16 protein-coding genes are annotated in these 17,368 nt (G+C 68.1%); 4 read left to right on the top strand and 12 right to left on the bottom strand.

All coding sequences use genetic code 11. From position 1 onward, the window contains the following. Positions 1-103 precede the first annotated feature (103 nt). From RTY13_RS17020 to RTY13_RS17030, 3 genes are all read right to left on the bottom strand, one after another. A complete protein-coding gene (locus RTY13_RS17020) occupies positions 104-1,126 on the bottom strand; it encodes an NAD-dependent epimerase (RefSeq protein ID WP_312785292.1) in 1,023 nt (340 codons plus the stop codon). A gap of 57 nt (positions 1,127-1,183) precedes the next feature. After that, positions 1,184-3,082 (bottom strand): M20/M25/M40 family metallo-hydrolase, encoded by a 1,899-nt coding sequence (locus RTY13_RS17025; protein ID WP_312785294.1) that lies wholly within the window; start codon positions 3,080-3,082, stop codon positions 1,184-1,186. A gap of 113 nt (positions 3,083-3,195) precedes the next feature. Then, positions 3,196-5,442 carry a TonB-dependent receptor domain-containing protein gene (locus RTY13_RS17030; RefSeq protein WP_312785296.1) on the bottom strand — a complete coding sequence of 749 codons (2,247 nt, stop codon included), beginning with the start codon at positions 5,440-5,442 and terminating at the stop codon, positions 3,196-3,198. A gap of 251 nt (positions 5,443-5,693) precedes the next feature. Between RTY13_RS17030 and RTY13_RS17035 the strand changes: the two genes are divergently transcribed. Continuing rightward, positions 5,694-7,067, top strand: a complete 1,374-nt coding sequence (locus RTY13_RS17035; protein ID WP_312785297.1) for a metallophosphoesterase — start codon at positions 5,694-5,696, stop codon at positions 7,065-7,067. Here RTY13_RS17035 and RTY13_RS17040 read toward each other — a convergent pair. The 3 genes from RTY13_RS17040 to chpT all read right to left on the bottom strand — a co-directional run bounded on the left by RTY13_RS17040 (position 7,050) and on the right by chpT (position 9,025). Beyond that, a complete protein-coding gene (locus tag RTY13_RS17040) occupies positions 7,050-7,865 on the bottom strand; it encodes a protein-glutamate O-methyltransferase CheR (protein WP_312785299.1) in 816 nt (271 codons plus the stop codon). The genes RTY13_RS17035 and RTY13_RS17040 overlap by 18 nt on opposite strands. Continuing rightward, complete coding sequence (locus RTY13_RS17045; protein ID WP_105564150.1) at positions 7,862-8,245, bottom strand: response regulator; 384 nt, start codon at positions 8,243-8,245, stop codon at positions 7,862-7,864. The genes RTY13_RS17040 and RTY13_RS17045 overlap by 4 nt, the downstream gene beginning before the upstream one ends. A gap of 93 nt (positions 8,246-8,338) precedes the next feature. After that, positions 8,339-9,025 (bottom strand): histidine phosphotransferase ChpT, encoded by a 687-nt coding sequence (chpT, locus tag RTY13_RS17050; protein WP_312785301.1) that lies wholly within the window; start codon positions 9,023-9,025, stop codon positions 8,339-8,341. Between the two features lie 89 nt (positions 9,026-9,114). Here chpT and cysQ point away from each other — a divergent pair, with 89 nt between their 5' ends. After that, on the top strand, positions 9,115-9,900 hold the full coding sequence (cysQ, locus tag RTY13_RS17055) for a 3'(2'),5'-bisphosphate nucleotidase CysQ (RefSeq protein WP_312785302.1): 786 nt from the start codon (positions 9,115-9,117) through the stop codon (positions 9,898-9,900). Positions 9,901-9,906: 6 nt separating this feature from the next. Here the strand turns inward: cysQ and RTY13_RS17060 are convergent, their stop codons facing one another. From RTY13_RS17060 to map, 5 genes are all read right to left on the bottom strand, one after another. Beyond that, positions 9,907-10,824, bottom strand: a complete 918-nt coding sequence (locus RTY13_RS17060; RefSeq protein ID WP_312785303.1) for an oxidoreductase — start codon at positions 10,822-10,824, stop codon at positions 9,907-9,909. A 2-nt stretch (positions 10,825-10,826) separates the two neighbouring features. Next, positions 10,827-11,069 carry a BolA family transcriptional regulator gene (locus RTY13_RS17065; RefSeq protein ID WP_312785305.1) on the bottom strand — a complete coding sequence of 81 codons (243 nt, stop codon included), beginning with the start codon at positions 11,067-11,069 and terminating at the stop codon, positions 10,827-10,829. Positions 11,070-11,135: 66 nt separating this feature from the next. After that, positions 11,136-11,660: a GNAT family N-acetyltransferase gene (locus RTY13_RS17070; protein WP_312785308.1), complete on the bottom strand. Its 525-nt coding sequence runs from the start codon at positions 11,658-11,660 to the stop codon at positions 11,136-11,138. Beyond that, positions 11,657-12,388, bottom strand: coding sequence for a RadC family protein (radC, locus tag RTY13_RS17075; RefSeq protein ID WP_105564145.1), 732 nt, complete (start codon positions 12,386-12,388; stop codon positions 11,657-11,659). The genes RTY13_RS17070 and radC overlap by 4 nt, the downstream gene beginning before the upstream one ends. 26 nt (positions 12,389-12,414) lie before the next feature. After that, positions 12,415-13,236: a type I methionyl aminopeptidase gene (map, locus tag RTY13_RS17080; RefSeq protein WP_312785310.1), complete on the bottom strand. Its 822-nt coding sequence runs from the start codon at positions 13,234-13,236 to the stop codon at positions 12,415-12,417. 141 nt (positions 13,237-13,377) lie between these two features. Here map and RTY13_RS17085 point away from each other — a divergent pair, with 141 nt between their 5' ends. Together RTY13_RS17085 and RTY13_RS17090 are read left to right on the top strand one after the other, a co-directional pair. Then, positions 13,378-14,136: a molybdopterin-binding protein gene (locus tag RTY13_RS17085; RefSeq protein ID WP_312785311.1), complete on the top strand. Its 759-nt coding sequence runs from the start codon at positions 13,378-13,380 to the stop codon at positions 14,134-14,136. 181 nt (positions 14,137-14,317) lie between these two features. Next, a complete protein-coding gene (locus RTY13_RS17090) occupies positions 14,318-15,610 on the top strand; it encodes an outer membrane protein transport protein (protein ID WP_312785312.1) in 1,293 nt (430 codons plus the stop codon). 74 nt (positions 15,611-15,684) lie between these two features. On the opposite strand, the gene RTY13_RS17095 is transcribed toward RTY13_RS17090, so the two are convergent. Beyond that, entirely contained in the window at positions 15,685-17,154 is a 1,470-nt protein-coding gene (locus RTY13_RS17095; protein ID WP_312785359.1) for a DEAD/DEAH box helicase, read from the bottom strand. Between the last annotated feature and the right edge of the window lie 214 nt (positions 17,155-17,368).

Genomic DNA, 17,368 nt, shown 5'->3' on the forward strand with positions numbered 1-17,368 from the left:
GAGCCTTCCCATGACCGACGAATCCGAACCTTCTGGCGTCCCCTCGGCTCCACCAGGGCTTTCCATACAATCGAATTCTGAGGCCGGCGCGCGTCTGCGCGCCTCAGTTCTCGCGGTAGAAGTTGCAGTACCAGTCGACGAAGCGGCCGACGCCGTCCTCGACCGGGGTCGAGGGGGCGTAGTCGAGAGCGGCCAGGGTATCGGTGACGTCGGCCTCGGTATTGGCCACGTCGCCATCCTGCATGGGCATGAGGTTCAGCTTGGCCTTGCGACCCAGTTTTTCCTCCAGCACCTCGATGTAGCGCATCAGGGCGACCGGGCGGCCGGCGCCCAGGTTGAGGATGCGCCAGGGGGCGACGCCGCTGGTGGCGGGGTTGGGAGCCTTGGCGTCCCAGGTCGGGTCGATCGCGGCGGGGCGGTCCAGGGCGGCGATCACGCCGGTGACGATGTCGTCCACATAGGTGAAGTCGCGCGACATCTTGCCCTGACCGTAGACGTCGATCGGCTCGTCCCTGAGGATGGCGCGGGTGAATTTAAACAGGGCCATGTCCGGCCGGCCCCACGGTCCATAGACGGTGAAGAAGCGCAGGCCCGTGGTCGGGAAGCCGAACAGGTGGGCGTAGGAATGGGCCATGGCCTCATTGGCCAGCTTTGTCGCCGCATAGACGGTCAGCGGGTGGTCGGCCGGGTCGCGCACCGAGAACGGCAGAGCGGCGTTGGCGCCGAAGACCGAACTGGTTGAGGCGAAGACGAGGTTGGCGGCCTTGGTCGCGCGGCAGCCCTCTAGGATGCTGAGAAAGCCGACGACGTTGGAATCCACATAGGTCTCGGGCGCTTCGAGGCTGTAGCGGACTCCGGCCTGGGCGGCGAGGTGGACGACGCGGCGCGGCTTATGCTCGGCGAACAGGGCGGCGACGCCGGCGCGGTCGGCAAGATCCAGCGTGTGGTGCTGGTAGTTCGGATGTTTTTGCAGCAGCGCCAGGCGGGCCTGCTTCAGCGCCGGGTCGTAATAGGCGTTGAGGTTGTCCAGGCCGATGACGGTCTCGCCGCGCGCCAGCAGCCGCTGGGCGGTGTGGAAGCCGATGAAGCCGGCGGAGCCGGTGACGAGAACAGGATCGGTGGACATCAGGCTGCGATAGACGGTCGGAGGGTTTTTCGCCAGCGGGGGGGCGTCAGGGCAGGGTCAGGGAAGGCTCTGGGCCACGGCGGGCGTGGGCTCGGCGAAGCGGGCGGCGACGGTGAGGCCGCAGGCGAGGAGCAGGCAGGCGGCGGCGCCGATCAGTACGGGGCGGACGGCGCCGACGGGAGGGGCGAGCGGTCGCAGGAACAGCAGGGCCAGCAGGGCGATCAGGGCCAGGGCGCCGGGCAGGTCCATGCCGACGCCGAGGAAGACGAAATGGCCCAGTCCCATCAGCCAGGCGCCGCCGAGAACAGCGGCGACGGCGGGAGGGATCAGGGCGACAGGCCGGGTAAGGTCGGCGCCGATCAGGGCCGCCAGCGCCGCCGCAGTGGCGGCCAGCAGGGCGGGCCAGACGAACAGCAGGGCGGCTTCGGGGGCCGCGCCCTGAACCGCGCAGGCCATCAGGAAGACGAGGGCGATCAGGCCGAGCCAGCCGCCCCAGGTCGAGCCTGTTGAGGCGGCGGGGGCCTTGATCGGCCACAACGACAGGGCGGCGGCGATCAGGCCCGCGCCGAGCATGACCGGGCTGAAGCCGCCGATCAGCAGGGTCAGAAGCGTCAGGACGGCCACGGTCCCGGCGATCACGCGCGGACGTGACCGGCGCGCCCCGGTCAGGAACAGCAGGGCCAGGGCGAGGATGGTCAGGACGGCGCCCGCCTCCATCCAGGGCAGGCGGCGCAGCAGGACATAATAGGTTTCGGACGAGGCGGCGCGGCTCGACATCGGCCCGGCCAGCAGGCGCACGGCCTGGGCCAGGACCAGTCCGGCGGACGCGAACCACAGCCCGTCCAGCAGGCCGCGTCCGACCTGTGCGGCGGTCAGGCCGGTGGCGGCGCGCGCGCGCCAGGCGGCGAAGCCACCGAGCAGGGCGGTCAGGCCCAGCAGGCCCCAGCCCATGGCCGTCGAATGGCTGAGCATCAGGCGGCCGAAGACGTCGGCATAGACGGTGTTTGGTCCCTTGGCGGGCAGGGCGGGCGCGCGCAGCAAGGCGTCGGCGGCCTCTAGCGCCTGCGAACCGAGATGCTGCAAGGCGCCCTGGTCGAGGTTGGCGGGGGTGGCGTCGGCGGCATGATACTGGGCCGGGCGGCCGATGAAGGCGAAGTTCAGCCCGCCGATCCCGCGATCCTTGGGGATGGTGAAGTCGGTGCCGTTGGGCATCTGCTCGTACATGAAGACGGCGAGCGAGGTGGCGGTGGTCCCGCCGTCGGCGCGGGCGGCGGCGCGGCGGAACAGGTCGACGGTGGGGCCGGCCTCGCGTCCGGTCTCGAACATGGCGGCGCGGCCGCCGCCGCCGCGGGCCTCCAGGTTGACCACGGCGCCGATGCGGTCGCGCAAGGGATGGCCGCCGAAGAAGATGCGGGCGCCGTCCAGACCCAGCTCCTCGGCGTCGGTCAGCAGGACGACCAGATCGCGTTCGACCAGGCCGCGCGCCTGGATGGCGCGCACGGCCTCCAGCACCGCGCCGACGCCGGTGGAATCGTCGGCGGCGCCGGGTGATCCGACCACGGTGTCGTAGTGGGCCATCAGCATGACGGCGGGCTGGCTGCGATCCTTGCCGGGCAGGACGCCGATCAGATTGATCGCCTGATTGTTCGCCGCCTGCGGATCGCCGCCGGCCTTCTTCAGCCGCCGGATCGAACCGGGCGACAGCGGCCCCGCCTGCTCCTCTGGCGACAGGCCTAGCTGGGTCATGCGGGCGACCAGATAGGCACGGACGCGGGCGTGCTCGGCCGAGCCGACCGGGTGCGGGGCGCGGGCGATCTGGGTGATGTCGGTCATGGCGCGCGCGGCCGAGAAGGCGGCGGCGGGCGCGTCGGCGGGGCGAGGCCCGGGGACCTGGGTGGTCCAGACGGCCAGCAAGAAGGCGAGCGTCAGCGATCCGAACAGCAGGGCCAGCCGCATGTGAAAGATCCTCCCCGATCCGGGAGGCAGTAGGGCCAAGCTGGACCGGAATGGCAAGAGGGCGGCGACAGGTCTTCCCGTCGCCGCCCTCCGATGCGATCAGCCGTAAAGGCCTAGAAACGCTTCGACAGCTCCACGCCGTACATGCGCGGCTCGTTGACGAAGGCCGTCAGGTTGTTGAAGTCGATGGCGCCGATGACATTGGCCTCGTCCGTGATGTTGCGGACATAGGCGGCGGCTTCCAGGCCGCGGTTCAGGTCGCGCCAGCCTGCGCGCAGGCCGCCCTCGAAGTTGGTGTCCTGACGGAATTCGACCGCCTCATAGAGGAAGAGGTTGAAGTCCTTCTGCATCACCCAGTCGGTCGAGGCGAACAGCTCCTGGGCGTCGCCGATGGGGCGGACGTAGGAGAGGGTCAGGTTGGCGGTGTACTCCGGCGCCTGGGGGAAGGGGTTGCCGTCAATGGCGGCGCGGTCGCTGGCGCCCACCTTCACGATCGGATCGGTGATAGTGCACAGGTGGTTGCCGCAGATGGCGACCAGAAGGTCCTTGTCCTTGATCTCGGTGTGGTTCCAGGCCACGCCGCCGGCCAGGGTGAAGCCGGCGCCCAGATAGACGTCGCCGTCGATCTCCAGGCCGTAGCCCTGACCCTTGTCGGCGTTGATCAGGCGGTTGGAGTTGTCGATGCCGCCGATGGCGGTGAACTGCATGTCCTTGACGTCATACAGGTAGGCCGTGGCGTTCAGACGGGCGCGGCCGTCCCACAGGCGGGACTTGAGGCCGGCCTCGTAGGACATGACGGTCTCGGACTCGGCCGTGGTCAGAACCGGCAGGTTGCGGCCCTGAATCGACGGACCGCGATAGCCGCTGGCCACGCGGGCGAACAGGTTCAGGCTGTCGTTGACTTCATACAGGGCGCTGACGTCCCAGCTGACCTGTTCGTCGCCGACCGAGACCTGGCCCTCGGCGTTGGCCGGCGTGCCGATCACGATCTTGCCGTGGTAGTCGCGGCTGTCGTCGGTGTAGCGCACGCCGCCGGTGATCTTGAAGGCGTCGGTGACCTGATAGTTGGCCTGACCGAAGATCGACCAGGAGTCCGACTTCTGCACGATGTCGGTGGCCTTGGTCGGGATCAGACCGCCCGTGCCGTTGAAGGTGCCGGACACCAGGTTGATGCGCTCATCCCAGTAGAAGGCGCCGACCTGCCAGCCCAGACGGCCGTCGCCGTTCGAGGCCAGGCGCAGTTCATAGGTGTTCTGCAGCAGGTCGCTCGAGAGGGTGCCGGACTCGACGTTGAACGGGGTTTTGTAGCCGGAGCCTGCGGGGGCCGAGGCCACGCCGCCGTCGATGTCGCCGTCGCCCTGGCTGGAGCCCTGATAGGAGCCGACCACGCCGGTCAGGGTGGCGGGACCGAAGTCATAGGCCACCTGCAGCGATTGCGAGGTGGTCTGCTGCTTCTGGAAGTTGTTGCGGCCGCCGTCGTACCAGACCGTCTCGCGGTCGAAGTTGTCGTTCAGCTTGTTGGAGCCCTTGGTCAGGGCGTTGGCGCGGTTCATCGTGCCCGTGCCCTCGTAGTCGCGGGCCTGCAGGGTCAGCAGGGTCGACAGACGGTCGGTCGGGGTCCAGGCGACGTGAACGCGGCCGGCGATGTCGTCGAAATTGCCGAGATCCTTGCCGTCCTTCTTGGCGAAGGGGGCGTCATAGGCGTTGTTGATGTAGTCGTCTCGGTGGTTCCACAGGGCGGCGACGCGGACCGACAGGGTGTCCGAGGCGGGCAGGGTGACGGCGGCTTCAGCGCGGGTCGAACCGTAGTTGCCGTAGGTCAGCGAGCCGTAGCCGGTGAAGTCGTCGCCCGGCTTGGTGGTGTCGATCTTGATCACGCCGGCCGGGGTGTTGCGGCCGAACAGGGTGCCTTGCGGACCGCGCAGCACTTCCAGTTGCTTGACGTCGAACAGGGGGAAGCCCTTCAGGTAGACGCTCTCCAGGACGATGTCGTCCATGACCATGGAGACGGGCTGCGAGGCGGTGAAGTCGAAGTCCACATTGCCGAGGCCGCGGATGTAGAAGCGCGGGGCGTAGCGGCCGTTCGAGCTTTCGACCTGCAGGCTGGGCACCCGGCCCGACAGGCTGAGGATGTCGGCGCCGCCGGCCGAGATGGCGGTCAGGGTCTCGGTGTTCATCGCCGTGACGGCGAAGGGCACGTCGCGGATGTTTTCGCTGCGGCGCTGGGCGGTGACGACGATCTCGTCGACGGCGACGGCCTGTTCGGCGGCGGCGTCAGCGGTCTGGGCCATGGCCGGGGCGGCGAAGAGCAGGGCGAGGCCGCTGGCGGAGGCGGCGAGGGCGGAGAGGCGAGGGGACATGGGGGGAGGGTTCTCGTTGAAACTGGCCGAGGGCCTAGGTTCACGGCGACGCTTTTTCCAGTCTGGAAGACGGTCGATCGATGAAGCTTTCGCGACACGGACACGCCGCTGGAAAACCTGACACATCGGGCCATGCCGGGGGCTTCCCGGCATTGTGCAGCGCAATGTCCCATGCGAAACGGCAGGGCTGCGCCGCCCTTGGCGAGGACTCCCTCTCGACGCGCCGGGTGCGGCCTGACAGGGACCTGCGCATGACGATCACCCCCCTTCACCGCCGCCGTCTGTTTCAGCTGATGGCCGTCGCTGCTGTTGCACCGGGTCTGGGGGCGCTGGCCCCCGCAAGGGAAGCGCGGGCGATTGGTCGCGTCCTGGCCATGTCGGACCTGCACTCGGCTTACGAGCGAACGGGCCAACTGCTGGCGGCGCTGGAGGCCGAGATCGCCGGATCAGACGTTCCGCACCTGATCGCCATCGACGGCGACATCTTCGAGCACGGCAACGTCGTCTCGGTGCGCTCGGGCGGGGTCATTGACTGGGCTTTCCTCGGCGAACTGCCGAAGCTGGCGCCCACGGTGGTCAACCTGGGCAACCACGACAACGACCTGACGCCGGACCTGCATGAGGTGGTGGCGCGGATGCGGTCGCTGGGCATCCTGGTCGTCAGCAACATCCTCGATGCGCGCACTGGTCTTCCCTATGCCGAGGCCGCCGTGACCGTACCGCTGGGCGATCGCTTGCTGCGCATCGTCGGGGCGGGGACGAATTCGCTGAACACCTATCCCAAGGCCAGCCGCGACTGGCTGTCGATCCCCGAACCGGGCGACTGGGCGCAGGCGAACCTGGCGCGGCTGCTGGACGGGGCCGACCTGATGCTGGTGATGAGTCATGCCGGGGTGGCCGGGGATCGCGACATCCTGCCCCTGCTGCCCGACGGCGCCCTGATGATCGGCGGGCACAACCATCTTTTGTTCCAGCACGAGCAGGGGCGCAGCGCCTATGCCCACACCGGGTCTTGGAGCAACGCCTATACGACGGCGACCCTGTTCGACGACGGAAGGATCGACGTGGGTTCGACAGCGGTGGACCTGACCGGCGCGCCGTCGTCGCGTATCGCCGACCTGATCGCGACAACCCTGGCGATGCATCTGACCGCCGAGGAAAAAGCGGTGCTGGGCGTCAGCCCGCGGGCGCTTACCCTGGGCGAAACGGGCCGGGCCGTCGCCGCCGCCCTGGCGAAGGCGGCGGGCGCCGAGGCGGGCTTCATCGGCCATACGACGCTGGGGGCCGGCCTGCCGGCGGGGCCGGTGTCGCGCTATGCCTTCGACGCCGTGGTGCGGTTCGACGGCAAGCTGATGGTGGCCGAGACGACGCCCGAGCGGCTGGCGGGTTTCATGGCGCGGACCAATCAGGACCGGCCCATGCCTCTGATCGAGCGCAGCGGCGATTTCCTCTACGGTGCGGTCGGCGATGCCGCGGGCAAGACGGCCGTGCGTCTGGTCACGACCGACTGGTGCGCGATGAACCAGGCCGAGTATTTCGGCGTGACGGATCTGGTTTTCAGCGAGGTCCCGGAGGTGCGGATCAAGGCGACGGCCGCCGCCGGTTTGCTAGGCGGCGCGGCGTAGGGCGGAGGGGGCCTTGACGTAGAGGCCCTTGCGTCCGGCGACCGGACGGAAGGCGACGCTGTCGCCCTCGGGACGTTCATCGACGCCGAGGAAGAGGCAGCCGTCATCGACCAGCCGCCGCTCCAGCATGTCCAGCACCTGGGCGCGGCGCGCCGGTTCCAGATCGCAGAGCACATGGCGACAGAAGATGACGTCGAATGGGCGCTCGTCGGCGGCTTCGTCCAGCAGGTTGGAGCGCTCAAAGGTGACGGTGCTGCGCAGTTCCGGGCGGGCGCGCCAGTGTTCGTCGGCCTGTTCGAACCAGCGCAGCATGGAGCGGGCCGAAAGGCCGCGCTGGATCTCGAACGAGGTGTAGAGCCCAGAACGCGCCTTCTCGATAGACAGGCGCGACAGGTCGGTGGCGACGATCTCGACATCGGCGCTGTTCTCGAGGGCGGCGATGGCCAGGGAATAGGCCTCCTGGCCGGTCGAGGCGCCCGCGGACCAAAGCCGGACCTTGCCGCCGGGGCGAGCGGCGGTCAGGGCGGGCATGAGTTCTCGCGAAAAGACATCGAAGACAGCACGATCGCGACGGAACCAGGTCTCGCCGTTCAGCAGGGCCTCGATCACCGCCCAGCCGAGGGAAGCGACGGGCTGGTTCCACAGGGTGGCCAGCATGGCCTCGACATTGTGATAGCCTTCGCGGCGCGCCACCGGCCCCAGTCTATGCTCGGCCAGGTGCATCCGGTCGCGAGTCAGCCGAAAGCCGGCGCGTGACGCCAGCAAGGTCTGAAGACGATCGAAATCCTCCGGCGTCATGACGGCGACTGAACAGCTCCCACTTCGGCGAGTTTGGAATGAAGGATCTCGCCGTCAAAGGGCTTCATAACATAATCGTCGGCCCCTGCGGACAGGGCTTCTGCAATCCGCTCCGCGCGGGTCTCGATCGTGCAGAACAGGACCTTGGGGGCGCGGCCCCCCGGCAGGTCGCGCAGGCGTCGCAGGAAGCTGAGGCCGTCCATGACCGGCATCTGCCAGTCCAGCAGCACGACATGGGGCATGGCGCCCATGCAGTAGGTCAGGGCCTCGGCGCCGTCGGCGGCTTCATCGACCTCGAAACCGAGGTCCTCAAGGATACGGCGCGCGACCTTGCGGATGATCCGGCTGTCATCGACGATCAGGCAGGTCTTGGGGTCCAAGGGCTCTATCCCGTTGCGCGCGAAACGAAAGCGCAGCTCGCGCCATGATCGTTCCTGGGGGTTAACGGACGATTGGGCGTCCAGTGCGGGTGGTCAGGCCGGGACGCGGGCGATCAGACCGACGCGGCCTTCATCGCTGGCGACGTCGAGGCGTCCGCCGTTCTCGTTGACGGCAAGCCATAGCCAATAGGGCTGAATCCACTGGCCCGCCAGGCCCTCGGTCAGGCGTTCCCCCTTGAGGCCGGTCAAGGCTTCGGGCTTGAGGCGGGCGCGGGCGCCTTCGGCCGAACCGATCAGCAACATGCGGTCGTCCTCGCGCCGGATGGTGATGGCGGCCATCCCCCCGGTGGGCAGGGCGCCCAAGGTCATCCAGGCCAGGTTGATCAGGATGCGCGACTGCGCCTTGGTGAAGGTTTCGTTCTCGGAAATACGCCAGTCCAGGCTCGCCCGTCCACCTTCGGACAGACCTGCGACCAGGCCGCGCAGTTCTGCCGAGACGAATTGTTCGCTGGTGGTGGCGGCGCCGAAGGCCACGCGGGCGAAGTGGACGTGCGCCACCATCTTCCTGGCGCTTTGGCGGATCAGGCTCATGGCGTCGTCGCGCATGTCCTGGGCCGTGGGGTCTTCCAGCAGGTCGAGGCCCGACATGATGGCGCCGGCCGGGCTGATGAAGTCATGACACAGCTTTCCGGCGATAAAGGCGGCCAGTTCGGCGCCGCCCGCGGGCAGGTCGGCAGCGGCGAAATCGACCGAGGAGGCGGAAAGGTCAGGGAAGGTCATCGTTCGTGCGGTCTGCTGGCGGGAATGGTTAAGGCTGACCTGATTTGCCGGTTCTTGAAACCGGGTGCATGGGCTATCGAGGCGGAGACATGACGCACGCTCTTGAGACCGACCTCGCCTCCGGCGCCCTCGCCGAGACCCTCGCCGACATCGCAGAGGAGGCCGCGCGCCTGATCCTGCCCTATTGGCGGGCCGGCACGGCGGTCGAGACCAAGTCCGACGCCAGTCCGGTGACCGAGGCCGACCGCGCCGCCGAAGCCCTGATCCTGAAACGACTGGCCGAGCATTGGCCGGAGGTCGAAGCCGTGGCCGAAGAGGCCTCGGCCGCCGATGGCGTCCCCGTTTCCGTCGGGGAATGGTTCTGGCTGATCGATCCGCTGGACGGCACCAAGGGCTTTGTCCAGGGCCGCGAGAGCTTCACCGTCAACATCGCCCTGATGCGCGGCGACGCCCCTGTCGCGGGCGTGGTGACGGCCCCCGCGACGGGGGTGACCTGGGCCTCGACCACGCCGGGCAAGGGCGCCGTGCGCCGCGCCTTCGGCGAGGTCTGGCGGCCGATCAAGGTGCGCGACCGTCCGGCCGAGGGCATCGCCCTGTTGAGCCACAGCATGACTGACGAGGAGGCTGCCCGCCTGGCCGCGCGTCATGGCTGCAGCCAGTGGCAGGGCACGGATTCGTCGTTGAAGTTCTGCCTGATCGCCGAAGGTCGTTTCGACGCCTATCCGCGCACCGGCCCGACCAGCGAGTGGGACACGGCGGCGGGCCAGGCCGTACTGGAGGCCGCCGGGGGGCGGGTTCTGGGCGCGGACGGCCAACGCCTGGCCTATCGCAAGCCGGGCTTCCTCAATGGGCCGTTCACCGCCATGGGCGGCTAGTCCGTCCTAGGCGACAGCCGATCCCACGCGGGCCATTTCGATCTGGGCCGAGAGCCCTGGCGGCAGGTCGCGCTCGGGCACGGCGGCCAAGGCCTCCATCCGTTCAGGATTGAGGGCGTCGACCATGACGCTGGCGATGGCCGGGTCGGTCAGGGTGAAGGCCAGGCAGATCTCCTCGGCCTTCCAGTTGGGCGTCTGATGCAGGAAGGCGAAGGAACCGGCATTGGCGAGACCCTGCTCCGCCGGCTTGGCGCCGAAACCGAACAGGCCCTTCTTCTTTGGAGTGCTGCCTGCGCCGGCGGCCTTGCGCTCGGTGGACAGGCTCTCGGGGAAGTAATCATAGGTGAAGATGGCCATGTCGCGCTCGCGCGCAGCCCGCGTACGCGAGCGGATGCGCCATTCCACATTGGCGTGGAAGGGGGTGTAGAGGACGTCGAAGGCCCCGGTCGAGACATAGACGTCCATCACGGGCGCGTCGCCGGAAACGCCCAGAAGGCGCACATGACCGGCCTTGCGCAGGGCCTTCAGCGCGATCAGCGAGGCTTGGGGCAGTTCATCGTCGGCGGGCTCGTCCAGCACCGCGACGTCGAACCAGCCCAGACCCGAGGCGTGCAGGGCGCGGTCGATGGCGCCGCTCAGGCCGTCGGCCGAGAAGTCGCGAAAGCCCTTCTTGCGGCCGTCGCCGACGCCCAGGGTGACGCCGACACAGACCAGCCGACGTTCCACATGGCCCAGGGCCTCGCCGACGATCTCGGCCAGAGCCGGATCGGCGTTCTCGAGATGATAGCTGTTCACCCCGGCTTCCAGCGCGGTGAAGATCAACTCGCTGAGGGCGGCGCGGCCACGCCCCAGGGCTTCGACGCCGAGGCTGAGCGTCAGGTTGGAAACCGCCGCGCCGGTGCCGCCGAAGGGACGATACCGCATGCTCAGCCGGCCTCGGCGGGGGCCGAGGTTTCCAGGGCCAGGGCGTGCAGCTCACCCCCCATCTGACCCTTCAGCGCGCTGTAGACCAACTGATGCTGACGCACGCGCGGAAGGCCCTTGAAGGCGGTGGAGATAATCTTGGCGCGATAGTGGTCGCCGTCGCCGGCCAGGTCCTCGATGGCGATGTCCGCATCGGGGAAGGCCTCGACCAGATGGGCGCGCAGGACGTCGGCGGACATGGGCATGGGGGAACTCTCGAAACAGACAGATCGGATCTGAACTGTAAAACCTAAAGAGGTATGGGCCCTCTGTCAGCCCGCAACCGCGCGGGGCCGTTCAAACAGGGTGACGCTCGAGCCCTTGTAGTCGGCCTCGGCATAGGGGCGGTAGCCGACGCGCTCCGCCAGCTTCACCGACGGGCCGTTGTCGGGCGAGATCATGCAGACGGTGCGCGGCTCCAGCCGATAGGCGTCGGTCCAGGCCAGGGCGGCCTGCAGCGCTTCGAACGCCAGGCCCTGGCCCTGGAAGGCGGGGGCGACGCCCCAGCCGAGTTCCGGGGCGTCGAAAGCCGGCGTCATCTCGCGGCGATAGTCCAGCACGCCAACGCTGCCGACATAGGCGCCGCTGTCGCTCTCGCGGATCGACCAGTTGCCATAGCCCTTGGCTTGCCAGTGGCCGAGGTCGCGCAGCAGTCGGAACCAGACCTCTTCTTCCGACAGGCCGCGCCCCATGATGTGGCGGGTGAAGTCGGCGTCGGCCCACAGGCCGATCAGGTCGTCCATGTCGCTGACGGCGACGGGGGTCAGGATCAGGCGGTCGGTGGTGAGAATGGTCACATCAAACCCAGTTGCTTGAAGCTGGCCACGCCTTCGCGGCCGACGATGAGGTGGTCGTGGACCTGAAGGCTGAGCGAGCGCGCGGCCTCGATCACCTGCTTGGTCATGTCGATGTCGGCGCGGCTGGGGGTCGGGTCGCCCGAGGGGTGGTTGTGGACGATGATCATGGCGCTGGCCGACAGCTCCAGCGCGCGGCGCACCACTTCGCGCGGATAGACGGGGGCGTGATCGACCGTGCCCCGGTTCTGGATTTCGTCGAGGATGAGTTGGTTCTTCTTGTCGAGGTAGAGGACGCGGAACTGCTCGCGCGGCTCATGCTGCAGCGACAGGCGGACATAGGCCAGCAGCGCCGTCCAGGACGAGATGACGGTGCGCTTGTTGGCCTCCTCCTTGGCCACGCGGCGCGACACCTCGTGCAGGGCGGCCAGGTCCAGGGCGGTCTCGGCGCCGACGCCCTTGGAGCGGCCGCGTGAATCCTCGGCGCGGACGGTCATCAGGTCCTCGACCGAAGCCGCCAGGACCGCCGCCAGCGAGCCGAACCGGGTCAGCAGGGCCTTGGCGATCGGCTTGACGTCGCCCTGCGGCTGACTGCGGAACAGGAAGAGCTCCAGCAGCTCATAATCGGGCAGGTGGTGGATGCCCGCGCCGCGCGCGCGTTCGCGCAGCCGCTCGCGATGACCGGCGTGGTGCGGCTTGGCCTTTGGCTTTTCCGGCGGTTGATCGAGCATCAGCCTCCCCCGAAGGGGAGACTAACTCAGAATTTCGGGCGGAACAGGCCCTTCGGCGAGGCCGAGAAGATTTCCAGGCCGTCTTCGGTGACCCCGATGGTGTGCTCGCACTGGGCCGACAGGGACTTGTCGCGGGTCACGGCGGTCCAGCCGTCCGACAGCACCTTCACCGCCGGCTTGCCCAGGTTCACCATCGGCTCGACGGTGAAGAACATGCCGGGCTTGAGCACCGCGCCTTCGCCGCGACGGCCGTAGTGCAGGACGTTGGGGCTGTCGTGGAAGACGCGGCCGATGCCGTGGCCGCAGAAATCGCGCACCACGCTCATGCGCTGGGCCTCGACGAACTTCTGGATGGCGAAGCCGATGTCGCCGAAGGTATTGCCCGGCTTGACCTGGGCCAGGCCCAGCTCCAGGGCGTCATAGGTGACGTCGATCAGTTTTTTCGACCGGGCGTTGATCTCGCCGACCGGGAACATGCGGCTCGAGTCGCCGTGCCAGCCGTCGACGATGACCGTGTGGTCGATATTGACGATATCGCCTTCCTTCAGAACCTTGTCGCCGGGAATGCCGTGGCAGACGACGTGGTTGATCGAGGTGCAGATGGTCCGGGTGTAGCCCTTGTAGCCCAGGCAGGCGGGGACGCCGCCGCGCGCCAGGGTGAACTCGCGCACCAGGTCGTCCAGTTCGCCGGTGGTGACGCCCGGCTTCACATGCTCGCCGATCATGTCCAGGGCTTCGGCGACCAGACGGCCGGCCTTGCGCATGCCTTCGAAGGCGTCCGCGTCGTGGATGCGGATCTCGTGGCTGCGGACGAAGGCGTCGTTATCCAGGTCGGGGGTCTCGTACATGATCTGCTTTCGGGCGCGCCGCCGAAGGGGAGGGGCGGCTGGGCTGTGTCTTTGAGGGTCAGATGGCGAACCTAGCACAAAACCTCAACCCCGTCAGGCGGCGCCGATGACGCGGGGGCAGGCGGCGCCTATCTGAGGGGTATGACCGATCAAGCCGCCCCCTCCGCCGCCGTCCTGATCATCGGCGATGAAATCCTGTCCGGTCGCACCCGGGATGTGAACCTGAACGCCATCGCCCGTTTTCTGGCGGCCTTGGGCATCGACCTGATGGAGGCGCGCACGGTCGGCGACCGGTCGGCGCAGATCGTCGACGCGCTGAACGCCCTGCGCGGGGCCTATGACTACGTCTTCACCACCGGCGGCATCGGTCCAACCCATGACGACATCACCGCCGATGCAGTGGGCGTCGCCTTCGGCGTGCCGGTGCGCGAGCATCCCGAGGCCGAGGCCATCCTGGAGCGACGCTACGGACTGGGCGAGTTCAACGCTGCGCGACGGCGCATGGCGCGCATTCCCGAGGGCGGAGCCCTGATCGCCAATCCGGTGACCGACGCCCCGGGCTTCCAGATCGGCAATGTCTTCGTCATGGCGGGCGTCCCGAAGATCATGGAGGCCATGCTGCAGGACGTGGCGCCGCGCCTGCGCACAGGGGCGGTGGTTCACGCCCGGACGATCAAGGTCACGGGCGTCGGCGAAGGGGAGATCGCCGAGGTCCTGAAAGCGGCCGCCGACGCTCGCCGCGACCTGTCGTTCGGCAGCTATCCTTTTGGGTTCGGCGGCGACGGACCGGTCGGAACCCAGCTGGTGATTCGTGGTCGCGATGAGGTTGAAGTTGACCTTGCGGAACACGATCTTTCTCAAGAACTGCGTTCTATGGGCATTGATGTTGCCGTAACGTAACCTCACCAAGGTGTGAAATTGTGCGACTTCACCGCCACGGTTTGGCCGATTTGCGGTCCGACAGGGGCCTTGGGCGCAACGCTTTCATGACACAGGCGCTGTGGCTGTTAGCGTCGCCTCTCTCCCCGAACAACGACCCGACCATCAGTAAGGCCGGGCGGTCCCACATAGGTGAAACAGTATGATCCCCAGGAACATGGCCCGCATCGGCGGCCTCGCGATCCTCATGGCCTCCGTGGCCGCTCCGGCCTTCGCCGGCTCCTTCTATCTGCAGGAACAATCGGTGCGCGGCGCCGGTCGCGCCTTCTCGGGTGAAGCCGCCGACCGCGGCACGGGCTCGATGTGGTGGAACCCCGCCGCCATCGCCCGCAGCGGCCGCGAACTGTCGTTCGGCATGCATGCCATCCGCATCGACTCGGAAGTGAAGAACGACGGCTCCTATGTCACCTATCCCGGCGGCGTGAACGTGCCGGTGCGCGACCCGCGCAACACCGAGGTCGACCCGATCGAGAGCGGCCTGGTGCCCAACTTCGCCTTCGCCACCCCGATCGGCGATCGCTTCGCCGTCGGCGTCTCGGTGGCCGCCCCCTACAACTTCACCACCAAGTACGAGCCGGGTTCGTTCGCGCGCTACGACGCCCTGACCTCGGAACTGCGCTCGGGCGACGCCAGCCTGACCGTGGCCTATCAGGTCAATGACTGGCTGGATGTCGGCGCCGGTCTGAACGCCCAGTACGTCAAGGCCAAGCTGACCTCGGCCATGCCGTCGGTCTCGCCCCTGCTGCCGGACGGCTCGTCCTCGCTGGAAGGCGACGGCTGGGATTTCGGCTGGAACGTCGGCGCCCAGGTTCACAAGGGCCCGTGGGACTTCGGCCTGTCCTATCGTTCGGCCATCGAGCATGAGCTGGACGGCGACGTGAACATCGTCCTGACCGGCCCGCTGGCGCCCAACAGCGTCTCGACCGGCGGCATGGCCGGCTTCAACACGCCGTGGTTCGCCTCGGCCTCGGTGCGTTACGCCGTCAACGACAAGCTGACCCTGAACGCCCAGGTCAACCGCATCGGCTGGTCCGAGTTCGACGCCATCAACGTCGAATATCCGAACGGCGGCGACTCCATCCATCAGAACTACAAGGACGTGACCACCGGCGCGATCGGCCTGGATTACGCCTACAGCGACAAGACCACCCTGCGCGCCGGCATCGGCTATGATCCGACTCCGACCCGCGACAGCCTGCGCACGGCCCGCATCCCCGACGCCGACCGTCTGCTGGTCTCGGTGGGCGCCTCGACCGAGGTGAACAAAGGCGTGACCTTCGACGCGGGTCTGACCTACATCGCCTTCAGCGACTCGGACATCTACGACGACCGCACCTTCTACGCCGGCACCCCGGCGGCTGTGACCTCGCACCTGCGGGGCACGGCCGAGGGTTCGGCCCTGGTCGCCTCGCTGGGCGCGCGCTGGGCCTTCTGATCCCGGCCACAGGCTGAAACGGAAAGGGCGGCTCCCTCGCAGGAGCCGCCCTTTTTCTTTGGTCCCAGACGATCCTAGGCGCTGTAGCCCTTGCCGCCGTTCGACGGACGACGACGGGGGCGGCGCTTCATCTCGCTGACCGGCTTGGGCTCGGCCGCCGGCTGGGCGCGCGGCGACGACTTGGGGCGTTCGTTCGCCATCGGATCATAGGCCGCCGCCGGACGCTCGGCGTGGTGGGTGCGGTCGCGGCCGCCCTTGCGTTGACGATGCGGCTGACCGCCGCCCTCGGGGCGAACGCCCTCGCGACGGGGGTTGCGGGCGCGGTTGCGGCCTTCGCCGCCGCCGCGGCCTTCACGACCCTCACGCTCGGGCAGGGTCGCTTTCTTGGCCACGCCCGCCGCCATGATGGAGGCGTCCAACTGGGCGAGGGCCTTGTCGTTGCGGCGGTCCACGGCCGGGATCTTCTGGCGCGTGACCTTCTCGATGTCCTTCAGCAGCTTCATCTCGTCGCCGGCGACGAAGCTGATGGCGGTGCCGTCCTTGCCCGCGCGCGCCGTGCGGCCGATGCGGTGGACATAGGCTTCCGGCACATAGGGCAGCTCGAAGTTCACCACGTGGGTGACCTTGTCCACGTCGATGCCGCGGGCGGCGATGTCGGTGGCGACCAGGACGCGCAGCTTGCCGTTCTTGAAGGCCTCAAGCGCGCGCTCACGCTGCGGCTGGCTCTTGTTGCCGTGGATGGCGCCGGCCTCGACGCCGCCGGCTTCCAGATAGGCCGCGACCTTGTCGGCGCCGTGCTTGGTCTTGGTGAAGACCAGGCAGCGCGTGTAGGCGGGATCGCTGAACAGTTCGGTCAGCAGGGCGCGCTTGCGGCCCTGTTCGATGTGGATGACCGACTGCTTGATGCGCTCGACCGTGGTCGACTGCGGCGTGACCTGGACCTTGACTGGATCCTTCAGCAGCTCGCCGGCCAGCTTGCCGATCTCAGACGGCATGGTGGCCGAGAAGAAGAGGTTCTGACGCTTGGCCGGGATACGGCTGACGATCTGACGGATGGGCTTGATGAAACCCAGGTCCAGCATCTGGTCTGCCTCGTCCAGGACGAAGATTTCCGTCGACGACAGGTCCAGGGTCCTCTGCTGCAGGTGGTCCAGCAGGCGGCCGGGGGCGGCGACCAGGACATCCAGGCCCTGTTGCAGGGCGCGCTCCTGCGGGCCGTATTTCACGCCGCCGAAGATGACGGCGACACGGAAGCCCAGGTGGGCGCCGTACTGCTTGAAGCTGTCGGCGATCTGGGTGGCCAGTTCGCGGGTCGGCGACAGGATCAGGGCGCGCGTGGTGCGCGGCTGGGGCGGGACGCGATTCTCGGCCAGGCGATGCAGGATCGGCAGGGCGAAGGCCGCGGTCTTGCCGGTGCCGGTCTGGGCGATGCCCAGCAGGTCCTTGCCCGCCATGACGTCGGGGATGGCCTTGGCCTGGATCGGCGTCGGCTTTTCATAGCCGGTCGAGGCCAGGGCCTGGAGGAGGGCCTTGTTAAGGCCCATGGATTCAAAAGTGATGTTGCTCACGGAGCGTCTTTCGCTTGCGGAGGCGCGTATCCCGCGAGCGTCGGGTCGAGAAGGCGAAGCCTTCTGACCGCACGCAACAAGGAAGACGCGCCGCCAGTCCCGATAGAGCTTCGGAATGAAGCGTCGGGGTGGATCGGGCGCCGCCCCGCGTGTCCGGACGACGTAATGACTCTGAGGTCTGGCCGGCTGC

It is taken from the genome of Brevundimonas sp. (assembly GCF_032055285.1).
In the GTDB taxonomy this organism is placed as follows: domain Bacteria; phylum Pseudomonadota; class Alphaproteobacteria; order Caulobacterales; family Caulobacteraceae; genus Brevundimonas.

What these genes read in the sequence shown, in the direction of transcription:
- RTY13_RS17060 (WP_312785303.1), bottom strand. Translation starts at nt 10,824, where the DNA reads ATGCGGTATCGTCCCTTCGGCGGCACCGGCGCGGCGGTTTCCAACCTG.
- RTY13_RS17040 (WP_312785299.1), bottom strand. Translation starts at nt 7,865, where the DNA reads ATGACGCCGGAGGATTTCGATCGTCTTCAGACCTTGCTGGCGTCACGC.
- RTY13_RS17035 (WP_312785297.1), top strand. Translation starts at nt 5,694, where the DNA reads ATGACGATCACCCCCCTTCACCGCCGCCGTCTGTTTCAGCTGATGGCC.
- chpT (WP_312785301.1), bottom strand. Translation starts at nt 9,025, where the DNA reads ATGACCTTCCCTGACCTTTCCGCCTCCTCGGTCGATTTCGCCGCTGCC.
- RTY13_RS17020 (WP_312785292.1), bottom strand. Translation starts at nt 1,126, where the DNA reads ATGTCCACCGATCCTGTTCTCGTCACCGGCTCCGCCGGCTTCATCGGC.
- RTY13_RS17095 (WP_312785359.1), bottom strand. Translation starts at nt 17,154, where the DNA reads ATGGGCCTTAACAAGGCCCTCCTCCAGGCCCTGGCCTCGACCGGCTAT.
- radC (WP_105564145.1), bottom strand. Translation starts at nt 12,388, where the DNA reads ATGCTCGATCAACCGCCGGAAAAGCCAAAGGCCAAGCCGCACCACGCC.
- RTY13_RS17085 (WP_312785311.1), top strand. Translation starts at nt 13,378, where the DNA reads ATGACCGATCAAGCCGCCCCCTCCGCCGCCGTCCTGATCATCGGCGAT.
- RTY13_RS17065 (WP_312785305.1), bottom strand. Translation starts at nt 11,069, where the DNA reads ATGCCCATGTCCGCCGACGTCCTGCGCGCCCATCTGGTCGAGGCCTTC.
- RTY13_RS17030 (WP_312785296.1), bottom strand. Translation starts at nt 5,442, where the DNA reads ATGTCCCCTCGCCTCTCCGCCCTCGCCGCCTCCGCCAGCGGCCTCGCC.
- map (WP_312785310.1), bottom strand. Translation starts at nt 13,236, where the DNA reads ATGTACGAGACCCCCGACCTGGATAACGACGCCTTCGTCCGCAGCCAC.
- cysQ (WP_312785302.1), top strand. Translation starts at nt 9,115, where the DNA reads ATGACGCACGCTCTTGAGACCGACCTCGCCTCCGGCGCCCTCGCCGAG.
- RTY13_RS17090 (WP_312785312.1), top strand. Translation starts at nt 14,318, where the DNA reads ATGATCCCCAGGAACATGGCCCGCATCGGCGGCCTCGCGATCCTCATG.
- RTY13_RS17025 (WP_312785294.1), bottom strand. Translation starts at nt 3,082, where the DNA reads ATGCGGCTGGCCCTGCTGTTCGGATCGCTGACGCTCGCCTTCTTGCTG.